Source organism: Hydrogenophaga sp. T66 (genome assembly GCF_057219855.1).
This window is the reverse complement of record NZ_JBXVVX010000001.1, coordinates 1,645,422-1,663,285: the sequence shown is the minus strand read 5'-3', so window position 1 is coordinate 1,663,285 and position 17,864 is coordinate 1,645,422. Positions and strand designations below refer to the sequence as shown.

Here is a 17,864-nt window from a genome sequence, read left to right as displayed (position 1 = left end):
TTCAGTTCGCTCCGTCCGGCACGAACACGTAGCCCACCCCCCACACCGTCTGCAGGTAGCGCGGCGAGGCCGCATCTTCCTCGATCAGTTTGCGCAGGCGCGAGACCTGCACGTCCAGGCTGCGGTCGAATGGCTCGAATTCCCGGCCACGCGCCAGCTGGGCGAGCTTTTCGCGCGACAGCGGCTGGCGCGGATGCCGCACGAGCGCCTTGAGCATGGCGAACTCACCGGTCGTCAGCGGCAGGTCCTGGCCGTCCTTGCGCAGGGTGCGCAGGCTCAGGTCGAACTCGTACGGGCCGAACTTCACCACCTCCTGGTCCTGCGACGGCGCGCCCGGCACCTCCGTCGGCGGGCGGCGGCGCAGCACCGCGTGGATGCGCGCCAGCAGCTCCCGCGGGTTGAACGGCTTGCCCAGGTAATCATCCGCCCCGACCTCCAGACCCACGATGCGGTCCACGTCTTCGCTCTTGGCGGTGAGCATGATGATCGGCGTGCGGTCGCCCGCCGCCCGCAGGCGCCGGCAGATCGACAGCCCGTCTTCGCCCGGCATCATCAGATCCAGCACGATGAGATCCACCGTGTCCCGCTGCAGCACCCGGTTGAGCGCCTTGCCATCCTCTGCGAGCATCACCTCAAAGCCTTCCTGCATGAGGTAGCGGCGCAGCAGGTCGCGGATGCGCACGTCGTCGTCGACAACCAGGATCTTGTTCGGTCGGGGCGTGGTCTGTGGCATGGGAGCAACTCTCCGGTAAATGTAACAACGCGGATTGTGGCTGTCGCAAGTGCTTGTCACGCCTGGATTTTTGGTTTTCTGACAGCCGGTTACAGATGTTTCCGGTGCGGGACGCCGCTTCACAGAACGGGTCACACAGAAACGCGTTCATCGCCGAAGATGCGGGCATGAATCTTCGATATGTGCTTTGCGCGACGGCGGCCGCCACCGCCGTGAGCACCCATGCCGGCGACGTGTCGCTCGGCGCTGCCGCGGGCGTGCCGGTGATGCCGCGGGCCGGCGACGTGCCGGAGCCGCGAGCCGCGGCGGCCCCCCGCCTGCGCGACGTGCTGCGACAGCCGCTCGGCGAAGCCGAAGGCCACGCCGGCTGGCGACTGGCGCCGCAGGAGCGTCAGCGCCTGCGGGAGCAGGTGCGTGGCGCATCCGACCGCCCCGCGCGGCCAGCCCAGCCCTGACGGCGCTTCTCGGCGCCTCTGCCCCGCGGCCACGCGAAAGGCGGCGCTGAGGCGACTGGCGCCGCGCCACACCGTTCCCATCTCCGCTTGAACCTGCCCTCACCCCTGCCCATGATCTCCACCCGTCTGCCGACTTTTTTCCCACGCTGGCGCCTTGCGGCGCTTTCCGCTGTGTTGTCCCTGGCCGCAGCGGTCTCGGGTCTATCCACGCCAGTCCTGGCCCAGACGGCACCGCCACCGGTGAACGTGGTCTCCCTGTCGGCTTCGGGGCTGGTGGAGGCGCCGCAAGACTGGCTGACCATCCGACTGGGCACGGTCCGCGAGGGGCCAGACGCCGCGACCGTGCAGGCGCAGCTCAAGACCGCGCTGGACGCGGCGCTGGCCACGGCGCGCGCGGCGGCGCAACCCGGGCAGGTGGAGGTGCGCACCGGGGCCTTCGGCCTCTACCCGCGCCACGGCCGCGATGGCCGCATCCAGGGCTGGCAGGGCACGGCCGAACTGATTCTGGAAGGGCGCGACACCGCCCGGCTGGGCACGCTGGCGGGCCGGCTGAGCACGCTGGCGGTGCAGCAGACCGCGTTCTCCCTGTCGCGGGAAGCGCGCCGGCGGCTGGAGAGTGAGGTGCAGGCGCAGGCGATCGAGCGGTTCAAGGCCCGCGCTGGCGAGGTGGCGCAAGCCTTCGGCTTTGGGGGCTACACGCTGCGCGAGGTCACGATCAGCAGCGCCGACGAGGCACCGCGCCCGGTGATGGCCAGAGCGCTTGCGCTGGAGGCCAAGGCCGCCATGGCCGATGCACCGCTGCCGCTGGAGGCCGGTACCGCCTCGGTCAGCGTGACCGTGTCCGGCGCGGTCCAGTTGCGCTGACCCGCCACCCGGCCACCGGGCTACCGGGCCGCTCCGCCGGTGTTACTGCGCGGCCCAGCCGCCGTCCATGTTCCAGGCCACGCCGCGCACGTTGTTGCCCGCGGGCGAGCAGAAGAACACGGCCAGTTCACCCAGTTCTTCGGGCGTGGTGAACTGCATCGAAGGTTCCTTTTCGCCCAGCAACCGGCGCTTGGCCTCGTCGTTGGACACGCCCAGCGCCGCGGCCTTGGCATCGACCTGCTTCTGCACGAGCGGCGTCAGCACCCAGCCCGGGCAGATGGCGTTGCACGTCACGCCGGTGGTGGCGGTCTCCAGCGCCGTGACCTTGGTCAGTCCGACGATGCCGTGTTTCGCCGCGACGTAGGCCGACTTCTCCGCCGACGCCACCAGCCCGTGCACCGAAGCGACGTTGATGATGCGTCCCCAGTTGGCGGCCTTCATGGCCGGCAGCGCCAGGCGCGTGGTATGGAAGGCGCTGGTCAGGTTGATGGCGATGATCGCGTCCCAGCGCTCGACCGGGAACGCCTCGATGGGCGAGACATGTTGGATGCCGGCGTTGTTGACCAGCACGTCGACGCGCCCGAAGGTTTGTGCGGCAAAGGCCATCATGGCCTCGATGTCGGCCGGCTTGCTCATGTCGGCGCCGTGGTAGGCGACCTTCACGCCCAGCGCCTCGATCTCGGCGCGCGCCGCATCCACCTCGCCGAATCCGTTGAGCACGATGTTCGCCCCCTGACGCGCCAGGGCCTTGGCGATGCCAAGGCCGATGCCGCTGGTGGAGCCGGTGACGAGGGCGGTTTTGTGGGCAAGCATGGGCAACTCCAGTTCCATTACGATCTGCTCGACTCGGGTGCGAGACGGGGGCGATTATCGACGCGCCACGCTGGCATCCACCTGACCGCCATGACCGAACCCACCCTACGACACACCCTCGTGCCCGGCCCCGCGGCCGCATCCGGCGCGCCGCGCCGCCTGGCCTGGTGGGATTGGCCCAGCCTTGATCCGGCCAGTTCGCGCATCGTGGTCTGTGTGCACGGCTTGTCCCGTCAGGGACGCGACTTCGATGTGCTGGCCCGGGGCCTGCGCTCGCGGGCCCGCGTGGTGGCTGTGGACGTGGCCGGCCGCGGTGAGAGCGACTGGTTGGCCGATCCGTCCGCCTATCAGGTGCCGACGTATGCCGTCGACCTGCTCACCTTGCTCGCTGAACTGCGCGCCGCCCAGCCCGGGGCGCAGATCGATTGGGTGGGCACCAGCATGGGTGGCCTGATCGGCATCGCGCTCGCGGCACAGCCGGACACCGGCCTGCGCCGGCTGGTGCTCAACGACGTCGGGCCGGTGCTGCGCTTCGAGGCCTTGCGCCGCATCGGCAGCTACGTCGGGCTCGACCCGCTGTTCGACAGCCAGCGCGACGCGATCGACTACCTTGCCGCCATTTCTGCCGGCTTCGGTCCGCACTCGCCGGAGGCATGGCGCGCACTGTCGCTGCCGATGCTGCGGCCGCGCGGGGAGCGTTGGGGCCTGCATTACGACCCGGCCATTGCGGTGGCCTTCCGGGGCCTAGCGCAAATGGACGAGGGCGCCGCGCGCCAGGTGGCCGAGGCCAATGAGGCGGCGCTGTGGGCGCTGTTTGACGCGATCCGAACCCCGACGCTGCTGCTGCGCGGCGCTGAATCGGATCTGCTGAGTGCCGAGACCGCCGCCGAGATGGCGCGCCGCGGGCCGTGTCCGCGGGTGGTCACCTTCGCCGGCGTGGGTCACGCACCCACGCTCGTGGCGCCAGACCAGGTGGCCGCGGTGCGCGATTTTCTCGAAGCGTGACACCGGCATGAAGCGCGCGGCCGCATCGGGCGTGCCCGAAGAACGCTTGGCGTCGGCCATCGTCGTCGCCACCGCGCACGACCTGCCGGAGCAGGCCCAGGCGCTGGCGCGCGCCCGGGCTTTCGCCGAGCCGCTGTTGGCAAGCGAACAGCTCGACACCGGCGAGAACACCCTGGCCCACGCCGACGCGGTGGCCCGCATCCTGCAAGACATCGGCGGCTCCGAAGCCATGCAGGCCGCCACTTACCTGGTCTATGCCTGCCAGCACCTCAACCGGCCGCAGGAGGTGATCGCCAAGGCCTTCGGCGAGAGTTACGCGGCGCTCGCCGTGGAGACGACCAAGCTCGTCCAGCTGCAGCGCCAGGCGCGCCAGCGGGCGGCCCAGATGGCGGCGGGGAGCCCCGCCGCCGCTGACCAGAACGAGAACGTGCGCAAGATGCTGCTGGCGTTCTCGCGCGACATGCGCGTGGTCATGCTCCGCCTGGCCTCCCGCCTGCAGACGCTGCGTTATCACGCCGCCATCAAAGGCGAGCCCGACATGGCGCTGGCCCGAGAGTCACTCACCGTGTTCGCGCCGCTGGCCAACCGGCTGGGCATCTGGCAGATCAAGTGGGAAATGGAAGACCTCGCGTTCCGCTTCCTCGAACCGCAGACCTACAAGGAGGTGGCTCGCCTGCTTGACGAAAAGCGGGCCGAGCGCGAGGCCCACGTCGAGCAGGTGCGCCAGCAGCTGCAGGCCGCGCTGGTGCAGCAGGGGATCGCCGTGTCGGTGCAGGGCCGACCGAAGCACATCTACAGCATCGTCAAAAAGATGCGCGGCAAATCGCTCGATTTCGAGCGGGTGTTCGATATCCGCGCGCTGCGCGTGATCGTGCCGCGGGTGGACGACTGCTACGCGGTGCTGGCGCACGTGCACGCCCAGTACATGCCCGTTCCGGACGAGTTTGACGACTACATTGCGCGGCCCAAACCCAACGGTTACCAGTCGCTGCACACGGTGGTGCGCGACGACCAGGGCAGGGCATTTGAGATCCAGATCCGCACCCAGGCCATGCACGACCACGCCGAACATGGCGTCGCGGCGCACTGGGCGTACAAGGAAGCGGGAGCGAAGGGTTACGCGGGCGTCTCAGCCACCAGCGAGTACGACGCCAAGATCGCCGTCCTGCGGCAGCTGCTGGCGTGGCAGAGCGATCTCACGGGCGCGGCCGAAGGCTTGTTCGATGACCGCATCTACGTGCTCACGCCCAATGCCGCCATCGTCGAGCTGCCACGCGGCGCGACCGCGGTCGATTTCGCCTACACGCTGCACACGGACCTCGGCCACCGCTGCCGCGGCGCGCGCGTCGATGGCGCCATGGTCACCCTCAACACGCCTCTGCAGAACGGCCAGACCGTGGAAATCACCGCGGCCAAGGAAGGCGGTCCGTCGCGCGACTGGCTCAACCCAGAGCTGGGTTACCTGGTCAGTCACCGGGCCAAGGCCAAGGTGCGCGCGTGGTTCAACGCCCAGGCCCTGCAGGAAACGCTGGCGCGCGGGCGCGAGGCGGTGGAGAAGCTGCTGCAGCGCGAGGGCAAGACCGCACTCAAATTCGACGAACTGGCCCAGCGCCTGGGCCTGAACTCGGCGCAGGAGTTGTTTGAACAGGTCGGCAAGGACGAGCTGTCCCTGCGCGCCATCGAGACGGTGTTGAGACCGGCCGAGCCGGTGGCCGATGATGTGCCGCCGCCGGTGGCGCGCCGACCCACCCGGCGCGACGCCGGTGACGGGCGCGTCCTTGTGGTGGGCGTGGCCTCGCTCATGACGCAGCTGGCGAAATGCTGCAAGCCGGCCCCGCCGGACGAGATTGGCGGTTTTGTCACCCGCGGCAAAGGTGTGAGCGTGCACCGCGCCGACTGCACCGACTTTCTGCACCTGCGCCACAAGTCGCCAGACCGTGTGATCGACGTGGAGTGGGGCGGAGCACCCGCGCCGGGCCGCGATGGCAAGCTGCCGGTGTTTCCGGTCGACGTGGCGATCGAGGCCGCCGACCGGCAAGGCCTGCTGCGCGACATCTCCGACGTCTTCGCGCGCGAAAAGATGAATGTGATCGGCGTGCAGACCCAGACCGTGCGCGGGATCGCCTGGATGACCTTCACCATTGAGGTCAGCGATGCGCGGCAGGTGGCACGCGCGATGGCGGTGGTGGGCGATGTGGCCGGCGTGCGGGCGGTGCGTCGAAAGTAGGGCCGCTGCCGTCTGCTATACTGCAGGGCTTCGAACAGACTCAGGCGCGTAGCTCAGCTGGTTAGAGCACCACCTTGACATGGTGGGGGTCGTTGGTTCGAGTCCAATCGCGCCTACCAACACGATAAAACCCCGTCGGGACCCGGCGGGGTTTTGTTTTTTCGGCCGTTCCGGCGTGTCACCCGGTTGGTGCACAGGGAAAACCATGGCCGGTGCTTGCAGGTCGGTTCCTACAATCCGGCCAGCGGCTGAATTCGTCGGCCCGCGTGTTTTCGCTCTCCGGAAAGAATCCCTGTGCAGAAATCGAAGGCTGAGGCCGGCAGCGCGCGCGACGCGGTGCGGGTGATCAAGAAGTACCCCAACCGTCGGCTGTACGACACCGACACGTCGTCGTACATCACGCTGGCCGAGGTGAAGTCGCTCGTCATGGACAACGAGCCGTTCGTGGTGCGGGATGCCAAAACCAACGAAGACCTGACGCGCAGCATCCTGCTTCAGATCATCCTCGAGGAAGAAACCGCCGGTGCGCCGATCTTCACCGAGCAGGTGCTGGCGAACATCATCCGCTTCTACGGCCACGCGATGCAGGACTTCATGGGCTCGTACCTGGAAAAGAACGTCCAGATTTTCATGGACCTGCAGCGCAAGATGGCGGAGCAGTCCACCACCCTCACGCCCGAGGCCTGGAAGCAGTTCATGAATGTCCAGTCGCCGCTGATGCAGGGCATGATGGGCACTTATCTGGAGCAATCCCGCACCGCGTTCACGCAGATGCAAGAGCAGATGCAGAAGAACAGCGAACAGATGCTTGCGGCGCTGGGCATCAAGCGCTGAACCGTCTCAGCGCCGGGCCTCTGAGACAATCGGGCCCATGAGCGAATCTACTGTTTCTTCGGGGGGCATCGCGCCCAAGGTCGGCTTTGTCAGCCTGGGTTGCCCCAAGGCGCTGACCGACTCCGAACTCATCCTGACCCAGCTCAGCGCCGAAGGCTACGAGACCTCCAAGTCCTTCGCCGGCGCTGACCTGGTGATCGTCAACACCTGCGGCTTTATCGATGACGCGGTCCGCGAAAGTCTGGACACCATCGGCGAGGCGCTGGCTGAGAATGGGAAGGTCATCGTCACCGGTTGCCTCGGGGCCCGGGAGGCCGATGGCGGCGGCAATCTGGTGCGGCAGATGCATCCCAGCGTGTTGGCCGTGACGGGGCCGCATGCCACCCACGAGGTGATGGAGGCGGTGCATCAGCACCTGCCCAAGCCCCACGATCCTTTTGTGGACCTCGTGCCGCCGCAGGGCATCAAGCTCACGCCGCGGCACTACGCGTACCTGAAGATCAGCGAGGGCTGCAACCACCGCTGCACGTTCTGCATCATTCCGTCGATGCGTGGCGATCTCGTCAGCCGCCCGGTGGGCGATGTGCTGGGCGAGGCGCGCAAATTGTTCGACGCGGGCGTGAAGGAATTGCTGGTGGTCAGCCAGGACACGTCGGCGTACGGCGTGGACACCCAGTACCGCACCGGTTTCTGGGATGGGAAGCCGGTCAAGACCCGCCTTTTCGATCTGGTGCGCCACCTGGGGGAGCTGGCCAAGCCCTACGGCGCCTGGGTGCGGCTGCACTACGTCTATCCCTACCCCCACGTCGACGACATCATTCCCCTGATGGCCGAAGGCCTGGTGCTGCCCTACCTCGATGTGCCGCTGCAGCACAGTCACCCGGACGTGCTCAAGCGCATGAAGCGCCCGGCGAGTGGCGAGAAGAACCTTGAGCGCATCGCGCGCTGGCGCGAGCAGTGCCCGGAGATCGTGGTGCGCAGCACCTTCATCGCCGGTTTCCCCGGGGAGACCGAGGCCGAGTTTGACCACCTGCTGGGCTTCGTTCGAGAGGCGGGTATCGACCGCGCCGGTTGCTTTGCGTACTCGCCGGTGGCGGGGGCCGCGGCCAACGCGCTGGCCAATCCGGTTCCGGAGCCACTGCGCGAAGAGCGGCGGGCGCGCTTCATGGCCGCGGCCGAGGCTGTGTCGGCGCAGCGGCTGCAGCGACGCGTGGGCGCGACGATGCAGGTGTTGGTTGACAGTGCGCCAGGGCTGGGCAAAAAGGGCGGCCTGGGCCGCAGCTACGCCGATGCACCGGAGATTGACGGTGTGGTTCGCCTGCTGCCGCCAGAAAAGATCAGCAAGACCTTGAAGGTGGGGGAGTTCACCCAGGCGCGCATCGTGGCCGCCGACGGTCACGATCTGGTGGCGGTGCCCGTTTGACTGCCCCGGTCTGCGCGCGGTCGATCGTTGGCGCCAGTTCTGCGCCAGTGCGTGACGGCCGTCGCGTGACGGGCGGCCCATGCATCGAAGCGCGGGCTCACGCACAAAGCAAAAAGCCTGCAGACCGGGATCTGCAGGCTCTTATGATTGGTGGTGCCCAAGAGAGGACTCGAACCTCCACGCCTCTCGGCGCTAGTACCTGAAACTAGTGCGTCTACCAATTCCGCCACCTGGGCATCTCAGGAAGACCGCTAGTATAGCAGCAAAAAACGGACCTCTCAACAGTGAACGAAAAAAGCAGCCTCCTGGCCGAGATCGAAGGTGTCGTCTCCGGCCACCGCGACGGCCATGGCTTTGTGATCCGCGACGACGGACAAGCCGACATTTACCTCCCCTCCAACGAGATGCGCGCGGTGCTGCACAAGGACCGCGTGAAGGTCCGCGTGGTGCGGCTGGACCGCAAAGGCCGGCCGGAAGGTCGCGTCACCGAAATTCTTGAGCGCTCGGATGCGCCCATCATCGGCCGATTGCTGCACGAAGGCGGCGTCTGGCTGGTGGCCCCGGAAGACAAGCGCTATGGCCAGGATGTTCTGATTCCCAAGGGCGCCACGGGCACGGCCAGGCCCGGCCAGGTCGTGGTGGTGGAACTGACGGAACCGCCGGCGCTGTACGGTCAACCCGTCGGGCGGGTCAAGGAGGTGCTGGGCGAGATCGATGACCCGGGCATGGAGATCGAGATCGCGGTGCGCAAATACGGCGTGCCCCACCAGTTTTCCGATGCAGCCCTGGCCCAGGCCCGCGCCTTGCCCGACACCGTGCGCGACGGCGACCTGGTGCACCGCGTGGACCTGCGCGACGTGCCGCTGGTGACGATCGACGGAGAGGACGCCCGCGACTTTGACGATGCGGTCTATTGCGAGCCAGCCCGCGTGGGCCGCGCGAAGGGCTGGCGATTGCTGGTCGCGATCGCCGACGTGAGCCACTATGTGCAGACCGGCTCCCCCATCGACGTGGACGCGTACGACCGGGCGACCTCGGTCTACTTTCCCCGCCGGGTGATCCCGATGCTGCCGGAGAAGTTGTCCAACGGGCTGTGCTCGCTCAATCCCGGGGTGGAGCGGCTGTGCATGGTGTGCGACATGCTGATCAACGCCAAGGGCGAGATTCACGCGTACCAGTTCTATCCGGCGGTGATGTTCAGCCACGCGCGCTTCACCTACACGGAGGTGGCAGCCGTGTTGCAAAACACCCGCGGTCCCGAGGCCCAGGCCCGGCGCGCGCTGGTGCCCCACCTGCTGAATCTGCACGACGTGTACCGGGCGCTGCTCGCGGCGCGCAACACCCGCGGCGCGGTGGACTTTGAAACCACCGAGACGCAGATCGTCTGCGACGAATCCGGGCGGATCGAGCGGATCGTCCCGCGCACGCGCAACGACGCGCACAAGCTGATCGAGGAAGCCATGCTGGCGGCGAACGTGTGTTCGGCCGAGTTCATCGAGCAGGGCAAGCACACGGGTCTGTTTCGCGTGCACGAAGGTCCGACGCCGGAGAAGCTGGAGGTGCTGCGCAACTACCTCAAGGCGATGGGTGTGAACCAGGGCGTGAGTGACGCGCCGCACCCGCGCGAGTTTCAGCAGATTGCTCAGGCCACGGCCGACCGTCCCGAGTCTCAGCAGATCCACACGATGCTGCTGCGCTCGATGTCGCAGGCCATTTACACGCCGATCAACCAGGGTCACTTCGGACTCGCGTTTCAGGCCTACACCCACTTCACGAGCCCCATCCGCCGCTACCCCGACCTGCTGGTCCACCGCGTGATCAAGGCCATCCTGCGCCGCGAGCGCTACGAGCTGCCCGCGCTGCCCACGCCGGGCGAAGCCCACGCCAAGCTCAGCAAGCGGCTGGCCAGTCGCGTGAAGCCGCCCACCGACAAACCCGTGCGCAAGCCCTCGGCCGACACCCTGGCTTGGCAGGCGGCGGGCTTGCATTGCAGTGCCAACGAGCGCCGGGCGGACGAAGCGAGCCGCGACGTGGAGGCCTGGCTGAAGTGCAAATACATGCGGGAGCACCTCGGCGAGGAGTTCAGCGGCGTGGTGTCGTCGGTCACCAGTTTTGGCCTGTTCGTCACGCTCGACGCGATGTATGTCGAGGGACTGGTCCACATCACGGAGCTGGGTGGCGAGTACTTCCGCTTCGACGAAGCGCGCCAGGAGCTGCGCGGCGAGCGCACCGGCATCCGCTACGCGCTGGGGTCTCGGGTACAGGTTCAGGTCAGCCGGGTTGACCTGGATGGGCGGCGGATCGATTTCCGCCTGGTGACGGGCGATGACGACCTCGTGGCCCGGGCGCTGCGCGAGAAGGCGGGCGGTGATGCCGGCGGCACCCGCGAGCGCAAGGACAAGGGCCGCAAGGAAGCGGGCGCATCGCGCGCAGCGGCGGGCGCGGGTGGCGATCTGAAGGCGGCAGTCCGGCAGGCCGCCGGCAAGAAGGGCAAGGCCGCACGAGCGGGCGCCCCGAAGCCGCGCAAAAGCCGTCGTTGAGGGGATTGAGCGTGCAAGTCCTGTTGTTTTTGTTGCAGACGCTGTTCTTCATCCTCGTGGCCTGTGCCTTGCTGCGGGCGTGGATGAACCACATCAAGCTGCACATGTCGGTGCAGCCGGGGCGGTTTGTGATGGCGGTGACCGACTGGCTGGTCAAGCCGTTGCGCCGCGTGTTGCCCGGCGGCCTGGGACGCAGCCGGGTGGACTGGGGAAGCCTGCTGGCGGCGGTGGTGCTGTGTCAGGTGTACGCGGCGCTGGCGCTGCTGGTGATGTCGGGGTGGGATGTGGCGGTGCATTCGCCCGGCCTGATGCTCGCCCTGGCCTTGCAGTTTCTTGCCCGCTCGGTGCTTCAGGGGCTGTCTCTGCTGCTGCTCGTCTACGCCATCCTGAGCTGGGTGCAACCCCAGTCGCCGGTGATGGGCACGCTCGACCGCCTGGTGGGCCCGCTGGTGCGACCGATCCGCCGGCTCGTGCCGCCGGTGGGGGGCGTGGACCTGTCGGTGTTGCTGCTGATCGTGGCGCTGCAGGTCGGCTTGATGCTCATCGGTTGACCCCGCCGCAGCGGGCGCGCATCACGGGGCTGTCAGTCGGGCCGCCAACGCATCGGCGGTGAGCCCGCCCGGCCCGCTCCACGCGTCGGCGGCGGCGCCGTGTGCGGTGACCGCCCGACGGGTGGCCTCCAGCGGATCCCGGTCCGGCACGGCGAGCGCTGCGCCCACGGCTCCCGCCAACACGTCACCGGTCCCCCCGGTCGCCAGGCTGGCGTTGCCCGTCGCGTTGATCCACGGCGCGACGCCGGGAGCCGCCACCACCGTGCCCGATCCCTTGAGCACCACGATGGCCCCGCTTCGCTCGCTCAAGGCCTGCGCGGCGGCGAGCCGGTCGTCCATCACCCGGGCGGTGTCGGTGCCGAGCAGGCGCGCGGCCTCCAGCGGATGCGGCGTCAACACCGTCGGGCCGCGGCGGGACCGCAGCGCCGCCCACGCAGCAGGCTCCCGCGCCAGCGCGTTGAGCGCGTCGGCGTCGAGCACGAGCGCGCCCGCGTGGGCGATGCAGGGCGCCAGGAGCGGCGCCACCGACTCGCCCCCGCCGCAGCCCAGAACGACCGCGGCATCGCGCAGTGCCTCGGGTTCGCACAGACGCTGCGGCGTGCGCAGCATCAGCGCCAAACAGCCCGGATCCCAGCCCGGCTGGGCCGAGACCGGCCCGAGCAGGCCCGCCAACACGCGGCCGGCCCCGGCGTGCAGCGCGGCGCGCGCCGCCAGCAGCGCGGCCCCGGTCATGCCGGCGCCGCGCACCGCCACCGACTCGCCGCCCAGCACGATCACATCGCCATAGCGGCCCTTGTGGCCCGCGTGCGGGTGGCCGTGTTTGCCGGCGCCGGTGGGTGTGTGCCCGCCCCAATGCGCATCGGCGTCGAATCCCGGCTCGCTCACGCCCAGGTCGTCGAACCACACCTCGCCGCACAGGTCGCGCCCTCGGCCGGTGAACAGTCCGGGCTTGAGCGACAGCAGCGCGATCGTGGCCCGCGGTCCGGCGGGCAGGCGTTCCGGCAGCCAAGCCGTGCCGCTGTCGGGGTGCAGGCCGCTCGGCAGGTCGACGCACAGCACCGGCCCCATGTGGTCCTGCACGCGCGCCAGCGCTTGAGCCAGCTCGCCGGTGGGCGCGCGCGACACGCCCAGGCCGAGCAGGGCGTCAATCACCAGCGCCCCGGGCGCCGGGCCTTCGGTCGTGAAGGCCACGCCAGCCGCAACTGCCGCTTCCCAGGCGCCGCGCGCGTCAGGCGGCAAGGCTTGAGGAGGACTGGTCATCCACACGCGCACCGTCGCACGGCCCCGCGCGTGCAGCCATCGCGCCGCCACGAGGCCGTCGCCGCCGTTGTTGCCGGGGCCGCAGGCCACCCAGATCTCTCGCGCATGCGGCGCCCAGGCCGCCGCCAGTCGAGCCACGGCGGTGCCGGCGCGCTCCATCAGTGGCGGCTGGGGTTGGCGGGCCGCGGCAGCCTGCTCGATGCGGCGGCTGGTGTTGGCCCGGTACAGCGGTTCGCGGTGCGTTGGCACAACCCGGCGCAGGCCGGACGCGGGGCTTTCGTGGGCGATGGGATGGGGCAGGGTGGTCGGCGGGGTGTTGCTCACGACCCGATTTCACCACCGCCGCGGCAGGCGTCAAAGACCCAGGCGGGCTGGCGCGTAGGGCGTGGGGTCGATCGGCGCCGGGCGACCGGCCAGGGCCTCGCCCAGCAGGCGTGCCCCCGCCAGGGCGGTGGACCACCCCGCATCGGCGCCCGCGGCATGCAGGTACAGCCCGGGCAGCCGCGTGCCGCCGATCACGGGGCGGCCGTCCGGCACCCAGGCCTGCATGCCGTGCCATTCCTGCAGTCCCGAGCCGCGCGACAGCTTCGCCGCGCCGGGGAACCAGTCGGTGAGGACCCCGTAGAGCCGCTGCAGCGTGCGAGGGCAGCGGGCTCCACCCAGCCGCGCGCCCCCGGCCACCCGCACGCGCTGGCCCACCCGGGCGATCGACACGCCGTGGCGGGCGTCGATCACCGCGGACAACGGCGCGTCCAGCGGCTCCCGCACCGCGGCGCTCACGCTGTGGGCCGCGACCACGCGCTGCGGCAGCGCCAGGCCGAGCGGCTTGAGCAGGGCGCCGGCGGTCTCGCCAGCGCACACGATGACCGCGTCAAAACGCTCGGCGGGGGACGCCGGCGTGTCCACCGTCCAGCCCGTGCCGTCCTGGCGCAACCCGCGAACCGGCTCGCCGAAGCGCCAGCGCACGCCCGAAGCCTGGGCGCGCTGGCGCAGGCAGATCGCCCACTCGCGGCCGTTGATGGCGTCACCAGCGAGCTGCAGCGCGCCGTGCAGCGGGGTGTCGGGGCAGAGCGCGGGTTCGATCGCGCGGGCCTGGTCCGGCGTCAGCTCGCGCACCGTCACGCCCGCCTGTCGGAGCGCGTCCACCGCGGGGGCGGCCTCCGCCGCGCTGGGGCCTGTGCGCAACAGCACCAGCAGGCCGGCCGTGCGGTCGTGTTCCAGCGCCAGCGCGTCGTTGAGTTCGGCCGCCAGCGCACTGTTGAGGGTCTGCAGATCAAGGGCGCGAGCGGGGCAGCGCTGGCCGCGGTGGCGCCACAGCCAGCCCCAGTCGCCGGGCCGGGGCCAGGCGCTGCCCACCTGCAAGCCGGCGCCCAGCGCGGCCCAGCGCGGCGTCCACCGCCCCGCCGCGCCGGTCCAGTCGGCGTTCCAGCCGGGCGCGATCAGCCCGGCCGCGGCAAAACTGCCGGCCTCCGCCACCGTGCCCCGGGCTTCCAGCACCGTCACCTCGTGGCCGTCGTTGCCCAGGGTCCAGGCCGTGGCCACGCCCGCCGCGCCCGCGCCGATCACGGCCACTCTCATCGGACGGCTCCGGGCGAGGCGACGGGGAGGGCGGCGTGGAAGGGCGGCGGCAGGAGCACGGTGGGGCGGAGGCGCGCGGTTCGCGCCGCGGAGGGCGTGTGGTTGGAGGCTCGAGGCGGGCGGTGGATGCTATACTCGACGGGCTTTGCACAAAGCCGCCGCGGAACACACCGTGGTGATCTGTGGAAAGTACGCTGCGTCGGGGCATGGAGCCTCGGCGCGACGATCCGCAAACCAGCCCATCCGGGTGTCGGTGCAACGAGGGCCTCAGGGTCTGTCGTTCTCGATCGGGGCTGGATTTTAGACACAACCTTTGGAAAGAAATCCCATGTCGATCTCCATGCGCGAAATGCTGGAAGCCGGTGTCCACTTTGGCCACCAGACCCGCTTCTGGAACCCCAAGATGGCCCCGTTCATCTTCGGCCATCGCAACAAGATCCACATCGTCAACCTCGAAAAGACGTTGCCGATGTTCCACGAGGCGCAGAAGTTTGTGCGTCAGCTCTCCGCCAACCGCGGCACCATCCTGATGGTCGGCACCAAGCGCCAGTCGCGCGACATCGTGGCCCAGGAAGCCCGCCGTGCCGGCGTGCCTTTCGTGGACCAGCGTTGGCTCGGCGGCATGCTGACCAACTTCAAGACGGTCAAGACCTCCATCAAGCGCCTGAAGGACATGCAGGCTCAGAAAGAAGCCGGTCTGGACAGCATGAGCAAGAAAGAGCAGCTCATGTTCAACCGCGAGATGGAAAAGCTGGAAAAGGACATCGGCGGCATTCAGGACATGACCGCGCTGCCCGATGCCATCTTCGTCGTCGACGTGGGCTTCCACAAAATCGCCGTGCTCGAAGCGCAGAAGCTGGGCATTCCGCTGGTGGGCGTGGTTGACACCAACCACTCGCCGGTCGGCATCGACTACGTGATCCCGGGCAACGACGACTCCGCCCGCGCGGTCGCCCTCTACGCCCGCGGCATCGCCGACGCGATCCTCGAAGGTCGCGCCAACGCCGTGTCCGACGTGGTCAAGGCTGCCGCATCCGAAGGCGCCGACGAATTCGTCGAAGTCCAGGAAGACAGCGCCGCCTGATCGCCCGAACGCGCTGGCACAGGGGGCTCGCGAGGCCCCCTTTTCACAAGCGCGCCGCGGTCCTGACCCGTCCCTTTACGAACCCCACCCACCATTCCGGTGCGCTGCGCCACCCGCGCAGCCCCTCACAGGAGAGATCCCATGGCAATTACCGCAAGCATGGTCGCCGAACTGCGCGCCAAGACCGACGCCCCCATGATGGAGTGCAAGAAAGCCCTGACCGAGGCCGACGGCGACATGGCCAAGGCGGAAGAGCTGCTGCGCGTCAAGCTCGGTACCAAGGCGGGCAAGGCCGCCAGCCGTGTCACGGCCGAAGGCGTGATCGCCGCGCACATCGATGGCACGACCGGTGCGCTCATCGAGGTCAACTGCGAGACCGACTTCGTCACCAAGAACGACAGCTTCCTGGCCCTGGCCGGCGCCGCCGCTCGCCTGGCGGCGCAGCACAACCCGGCCGACGTGGCTGCGCTGGGTGCGCTGGCCTATGAGCAGGATGGCTTTGGCCCGACCCTGGAAGACGTGCGCAAGGGCCTGATTGGCAAGATCGGCGAGAACATGTCCTTCCGCCGGTTCAAGCGCTACAGCGGGGGTGGCAAGCTGGCCGCTTACCTGCACGGCACCCGCATCGGCGTGGTCGTCGAATTCGACGGCGACGACGTGGCGGCCAAGGACGTGGCGATGCACGTGGCGGCCATGAAGCCCGTGGCGCTCACCAGCGCCGATGTGCCGGCCGACCTGATCGAGAAAGAGCGTTCGGTCGCCACCGCCAAGGCCGCCGAGTCCGGCAAGCCTGCCGACATCGCCGCCAAGATGATCGAAGGTTCGGTGCAGAAGTACCTCAAGGAGGTGTCTCTGTTCAACCAGCCGTTCGTGAAAAACGACAAGCAGACCGTCGAGCAGATGCTCAAGGCCGCTGGCACCACCGTGAAGGGCTTCACCCTGTACGTGGTGGGCGAGGGCATTGAGAAGAAGGTCGACGATTTTGCCGCCGAAGTGGCTGCCCAGGTGGCTGCCGCCAAAGGCGCCTGACGGCCGGGCTGGCACCGCCAGCCATCCGACCATCCAACGGGCCGCAAGGCCCGTTGTCGCATGCGGCGCCGCACACCGACAACCCCGGTGCCGCCGCTACACTTCCATCTTGTCGCGCCCCGCCGGCGCCCTCCGCCCGACGCCCATGCCCGCCTATCAACGCATCCTGCTCAAACTCTCCGGTGAAGCCCTGATGGGCGACGACGCCTTCGGCATCAACCGCGCCACCATCGTGCGCATGGTCGATGAGGTGGCCGAGGTGACGCGGCTGGGCGTTCAGGTGGCGGTGGTGATCGGCGGCGGCAACATCTTCCGCGGCGTGGCGGGCGGCTCGGTCGGGATGGACCGCGCCACCGCCGATTACATGGGCATGCTGGCCACGGTGATGAATTCGCTGGCGCTGGCCGACACGATGAACAAGGCCGGCCTGACCGCCCGCGTCATGTCGGCGATCGCGATCGACCAAGTGGTTGAGCCCTACGTGCGCCCGAAGGCGCTGCAGTACCTCGAAGAGGGCAAGGTGGTGGTGTTCGCCGCCGGCACCGGCAACCCGTTTTTCACCACCGACACGGCGGCCGCGCTGCGGGGTGCCGAAATTGGGGCAGAGATCGTGTTGAAGGCCACCAAGGTGGACGGCGTGTACACCGCCGACCCCAACAAGGACAAGTCGGCCACCCGCTATGCCACGATCTCTTTCGATGAAGCCATGGCGCGCAACCTGCAGGTCATGGACGCGACCGCGTTCGCCCTGTGCCGCGACCAGAAGCTGCCGATCAAGGTGTTTTCGATTTTCAAGCCCGGCGCGCTCAAGGCGGTGGTGATGGGGGCCGACGAAGGCACCCTGGTCCACGTCTGAATCCACCGCCCGAGCCCGCGTTCCAGGAGATTCCATGACCATCGCCGACATCCGAAAGACCGCCGAGCACAAGATGCAGCAGTCGATCGAAGCGTTCAAGAACAGCCTGACCAAGGTGCGCACCGGTCGCGCCAATCCGCAGTTGCTGGATACCGTGCATGTCGAGTACTACGGCTCGATGCTGCCGCTGTCCCAGGTCGCCAACCTCAGCCTGCTCGACGCCCGTACCATCGGCGTGGCTCCCTGGGAGAAGGGCATGGGCCCCAAGATCGAGAAGGCCATTCGCGAATCTGACCTGGGCCTGAACCCGGCCAGCCAGGGCGACCTGATCCGCGTGCCGATGCCGCCGATGACCGAAGAGCGCCGCCGCGAGCTGACCAAGGTGGTCAAAGGCGAGGGTGAGGCCGCCAAAGTGGCCATCCGCAACCTGCGCCGCGACGCCAACGAGGCGGTCAAAAAGCTGGTGAAGGACAAGGAGGCGTCGGAAGACGACGAGCGCCGCGCCACCGAAGACATCCAGAAGCTGACCGACCGCATGATCGGTGAAGTCGACCGGCTGGTCACGTCCAAGGAACAGGACATCATGGCCGTCTGAGGCCCGCACCGGCACCA

At 68.7% G+C, this 17,864-nt stretch carries 16 protein-coding genes and 2 tRNA genes; 13 read left to right on the top strand and 5 right to left on the bottom strand.

Going from position 1 to position 17,864, the window contains the following annotated elements:
- Position 1: 1 nt before the first annotated feature.
- Entirely contained in the window at positions 2-733 is a 732-nt protein-coding gene (gene ompR, locus AC2D80_RS07645; protein ID WP_484632373.1) for an osmolarity response regulator transcription factor OmpR, read from the bottom strand.
- Between the two features lie 167 nt (positions 734-900).
- Here ompR and AC2D80_RS07640 point away from each other — a divergent pair, with 167 nt between their 5' ends.
- A complete protein-coding gene (locus AC2D80_RS07640; protein WP_484632372.1) occupies positions 901-1,188 on the top strand; it encodes a hypothetical protein in 288 nt (95 codons plus the stop codon).
- A gap of 111 nt (positions 1,189-1,299) precedes the next feature.
- Positions 1,300-2,052 carry an SIMPL domain-containing protein gene (locus tag AC2D80_RS07635; protein WP_484632660.1) on the top strand — a complete coding sequence of 251 codons (753 nt, stop codon included), beginning with the start codon at positions 1,300-1,302 and terminating at the stop codon, positions 2,050-2,052.
- A 42-nt stretch (positions 2,053-2,094) separates the two neighbouring features.
- On the opposite strand, the gene AC2D80_RS07630 is transcribed toward AC2D80_RS07635, so the two are convergent.
- Positions 2,095-2,865 (bottom strand): 3-hydroxybutyrate dehydrogenase, encoded by a 771-nt coding sequence (locus AC2D80_RS07630; protein ID WP_484632371.1) that lies wholly within the window; start codon positions 2,863-2,865, stop codon positions 2,095-2,097.
- A gap of 90 nt (positions 2,866-2,955) precedes the next feature.
- Between AC2D80_RS07630 and AC2D80_RS07625 the strand changes: the two genes are divergently transcribed.
- From AC2D80_RS07625 to rimO, 5 genes are all read left to right on the top strand, one after another.
- Positions 2,956-3,870 (top strand): alpha/beta fold hydrolase, encoded by a 915-nt coding sequence (locus tag AC2D80_RS07625; protein ID WP_484632370.1) that lies wholly within the window; start codon positions 2,956-2,958, stop codon positions 3,868-3,870.
- A gap of 7 nt (positions 3,871-3,877) precedes the next feature.
- The gene (locus AC2D80_RS07620; protein ID WP_484632369.1) at positions 3,878-6,097 is read left to right on the top strand and encodes a RelA/SpoT family protein; all 2,220 of its coding nucleotides are present in this window, start codon (positions 3,878-3,880) and stop codon (positions 6,095-6,097) included.
- 42 nt (positions 6,098-6,139) lie between these two features.
- Positions 6,140-6,216 (top strand) — tRNA-Val (locus AC2D80_RS07615).
- A 175-nt stretch (positions 6,217-6,391) separates the two neighbouring features.
- Positions 6,392-6,931 (top strand): polyhydroxyalkanoate synthesis repressor PhaR, encoded by a 540-nt coding sequence (gene phaR / locus AC2D80_RS07610; RefSeq protein ID WP_484632368.1) that lies wholly within the window; start codon positions 6,392-6,394, stop codon positions 6,929-6,931.
- A gap of 37 nt (positions 6,932-6,968) precedes the next feature.
- Positions 6,969-8,354, top strand: a complete 1,386-nt coding sequence (gene rimO / locus AC2D80_RS07605) for a 30S ribosomal protein S12 methylthiotransferase RimO (RefSeq protein ID WP_484632367.1) — start codon at positions 6,969-6,971, stop codon at positions 8,352-8,354.
- 151 nt (positions 8,355-8,505) lie between these two features.
- Here rimO and AC2D80_RS07600 read toward each other — a convergent pair.
- Positions 8,506-8,590: transfer RNA gene (locus AC2D80_RS07600), tRNA-Leu, on the bottom strand.
- Between the two features lie 48 nt (positions 8,591-8,638).
- Here AC2D80_RS07600 and rnr point away from each other — a divergent pair.
- Complete coding sequence (rnr, locus tag AC2D80_RS07595) at positions 8,639-10,894, top strand: ribonuclease R (RefSeq protein ID WP_484632366.1); 2,256 nt, start codon at positions 8,639-8,641, stop codon at positions 10,892-10,894.
- Positions 10,895-10,905: 11 nt separating this feature from the next.
- Positions 10,906-11,445 (top strand): YggT family protein, encoded by a 540-nt coding sequence (locus AC2D80_RS07590; RefSeq protein WP_484632365.1) that lies wholly within the window; start codon positions 10,906-10,908, stop codon positions 11,443-11,445.
- Between the two features lie 21 nt (positions 11,446-11,466).
- Here the strand turns inward: AC2D80_RS07590 and AC2D80_RS07585 are convergent, their stop codons facing one another.
- Together AC2D80_RS07585 and AC2D80_RS07580 are read right to left on the bottom strand one after the other, a co-directional pair.
- Entirely contained in the window at positions 11,467-13,029 is a 1,563-nt protein-coding gene (locus tag AC2D80_RS07585) for an NAD(P)H-hydrate dehydratase (protein ID WP_484632364.1), read from the bottom strand.
- Positions 13,030-13,059: 30 nt separating this feature from the next.
- Positions 13,060-14,283 carry an FAD-dependent oxidoreductase gene (locus AC2D80_RS07580; protein WP_484632363.1) on the bottom strand — a complete coding sequence of 408 codons (1,224 nt, stop codon included), beginning with the start codon at positions 14,281-14,283 and terminating at the stop codon, positions 13,060-13,062.
- A gap of 328 nt (positions 14,284-14,611) precedes the next feature.
- Between AC2D80_RS07580 and rpsB the strand changes: the two genes are divergently transcribed.
- From rpsB to frr, 4 genes are all read left to right on the top strand, one after another.
- Positions 14,612-15,367 (top strand): 30S ribosomal protein S2, encoded by a 756-nt coding sequence (gene rpsB, locus AC2D80_RS07575; protein ID WP_484632362.1) that lies wholly within the window; start codon positions 14,612-14,614, stop codon positions 15,365-15,367.
- A gap of 141 nt (positions 15,368-15,508) precedes the next feature.
- Entirely contained in the window at positions 15,509-16,396 is an 888-nt protein-coding gene (gene tsf / locus AC2D80_RS07570) for a translation elongation factor Ts (protein WP_484632361.1), read from the top strand.
- A 145-nt stretch (positions 16,397-16,541) separates the two neighbouring features.
- On the top strand, positions 16,542-17,252 hold the full coding sequence (pyrH, locus tag AC2D80_RS07565) for a UMP kinase (protein ID WP_484632360.1): 711 nt from the start codon (positions 16,542-16,544) through the stop codon (positions 17,250-17,252).
- A 34-nt stretch (positions 17,253-17,286) separates the two neighbouring features.
- On the top strand, positions 17,287-17,847 hold the full coding sequence (gene frr / locus AC2D80_RS07560; RefSeq protein ID WP_484632359.1) for a ribosome recycling factor: 561 nt from the start codon (positions 17,287-17,289) through the stop codon (positions 17,845-17,847).
- Positions 17,848-17,864 lie beyond the last annotated feature (17 nt).

Excerpts from the sequence above, each read along its gene's own strand:
- ompR (WP_484632373.1), bottom strand. The coding sequence starts at position 733 with ATGCCACAGACCACGCCCCGACCGAACAAGATCCTGGTTGTCGACGAC.
- tsf (WP_484632361.1), top strand. The coding sequence starts at position 15,509 with ATGGCAATTACCGCAAGCATGGTCGCCGAACTGCGCGCCAAGACCGAC.
- AC2D80_RS07635 (WP_484632660.1), top strand. The coding sequence starts at position 1,300 with ATGATCTCCACCCGTCTGCCGACTTTTTTCCCACGCTGGCGCCTTGCG.
- AC2D80_RS07625 (WP_484632370.1), top strand. The coding sequence starts at position 2,956 with ATGACCGAACCCACCCTACGACACACCCTCGTGCCCGGCCCCGCGGCC.
- AC2D80_RS07620 (WP_484632369.1), top strand. The coding sequence starts at position 3,878 with ATGAAGCGCGCGGCCGCATCGGGCGTGCCCGAAGAACGCTTGGCGTCG.
- rimO (WP_484632367.1), top strand. The coding sequence starts at position 6,969 with ATGAGCGAATCTACTGTTTCTTCGGGGGGCATCGCGCCCAAGGTCGGC.
- rpsB (WP_484632362.1), top strand. The coding sequence starts at position 14,612 with ATGTCGATCTCCATGCGCGAAATGCTGGAAGCCGGTGTCCACTTTGGC.
- frr (WP_484632359.1), top strand. The coding sequence starts at position 17,287 with ATGACCATCGCCGACATCCGAAAGACCGCCGAGCACAAGATGCAGCAG.
- AC2D80_RS07640 (WP_484632372.1), top strand. The coding sequence starts at position 901 with ATGAATCTTCGATATGTGCTTTGCGCGACGGCGGCCGCCACCGCCGTG.
- pyrH (WP_484632360.1), top strand. The coding sequence starts at position 16,542 with ATGCCCGCCTATCAACGCATCCTGCTCAAACTCTCCGGTGAAGCCCTG.
- AC2D80_RS07580 (WP_484632363.1), bottom strand. The coding sequence starts at position 14,283 with ATGAGAGTGGCCGTGATCGGCGCGGGCGCGGCGGGCGTGGCCACGGCC.
- AC2D80_RS07630 (WP_484632371.1), bottom strand. The coding sequence starts at position 2,865 with ATGCTTGCCCACAAAACCGCCCTCGTCACCGGCTCCACCAGCGGCATC.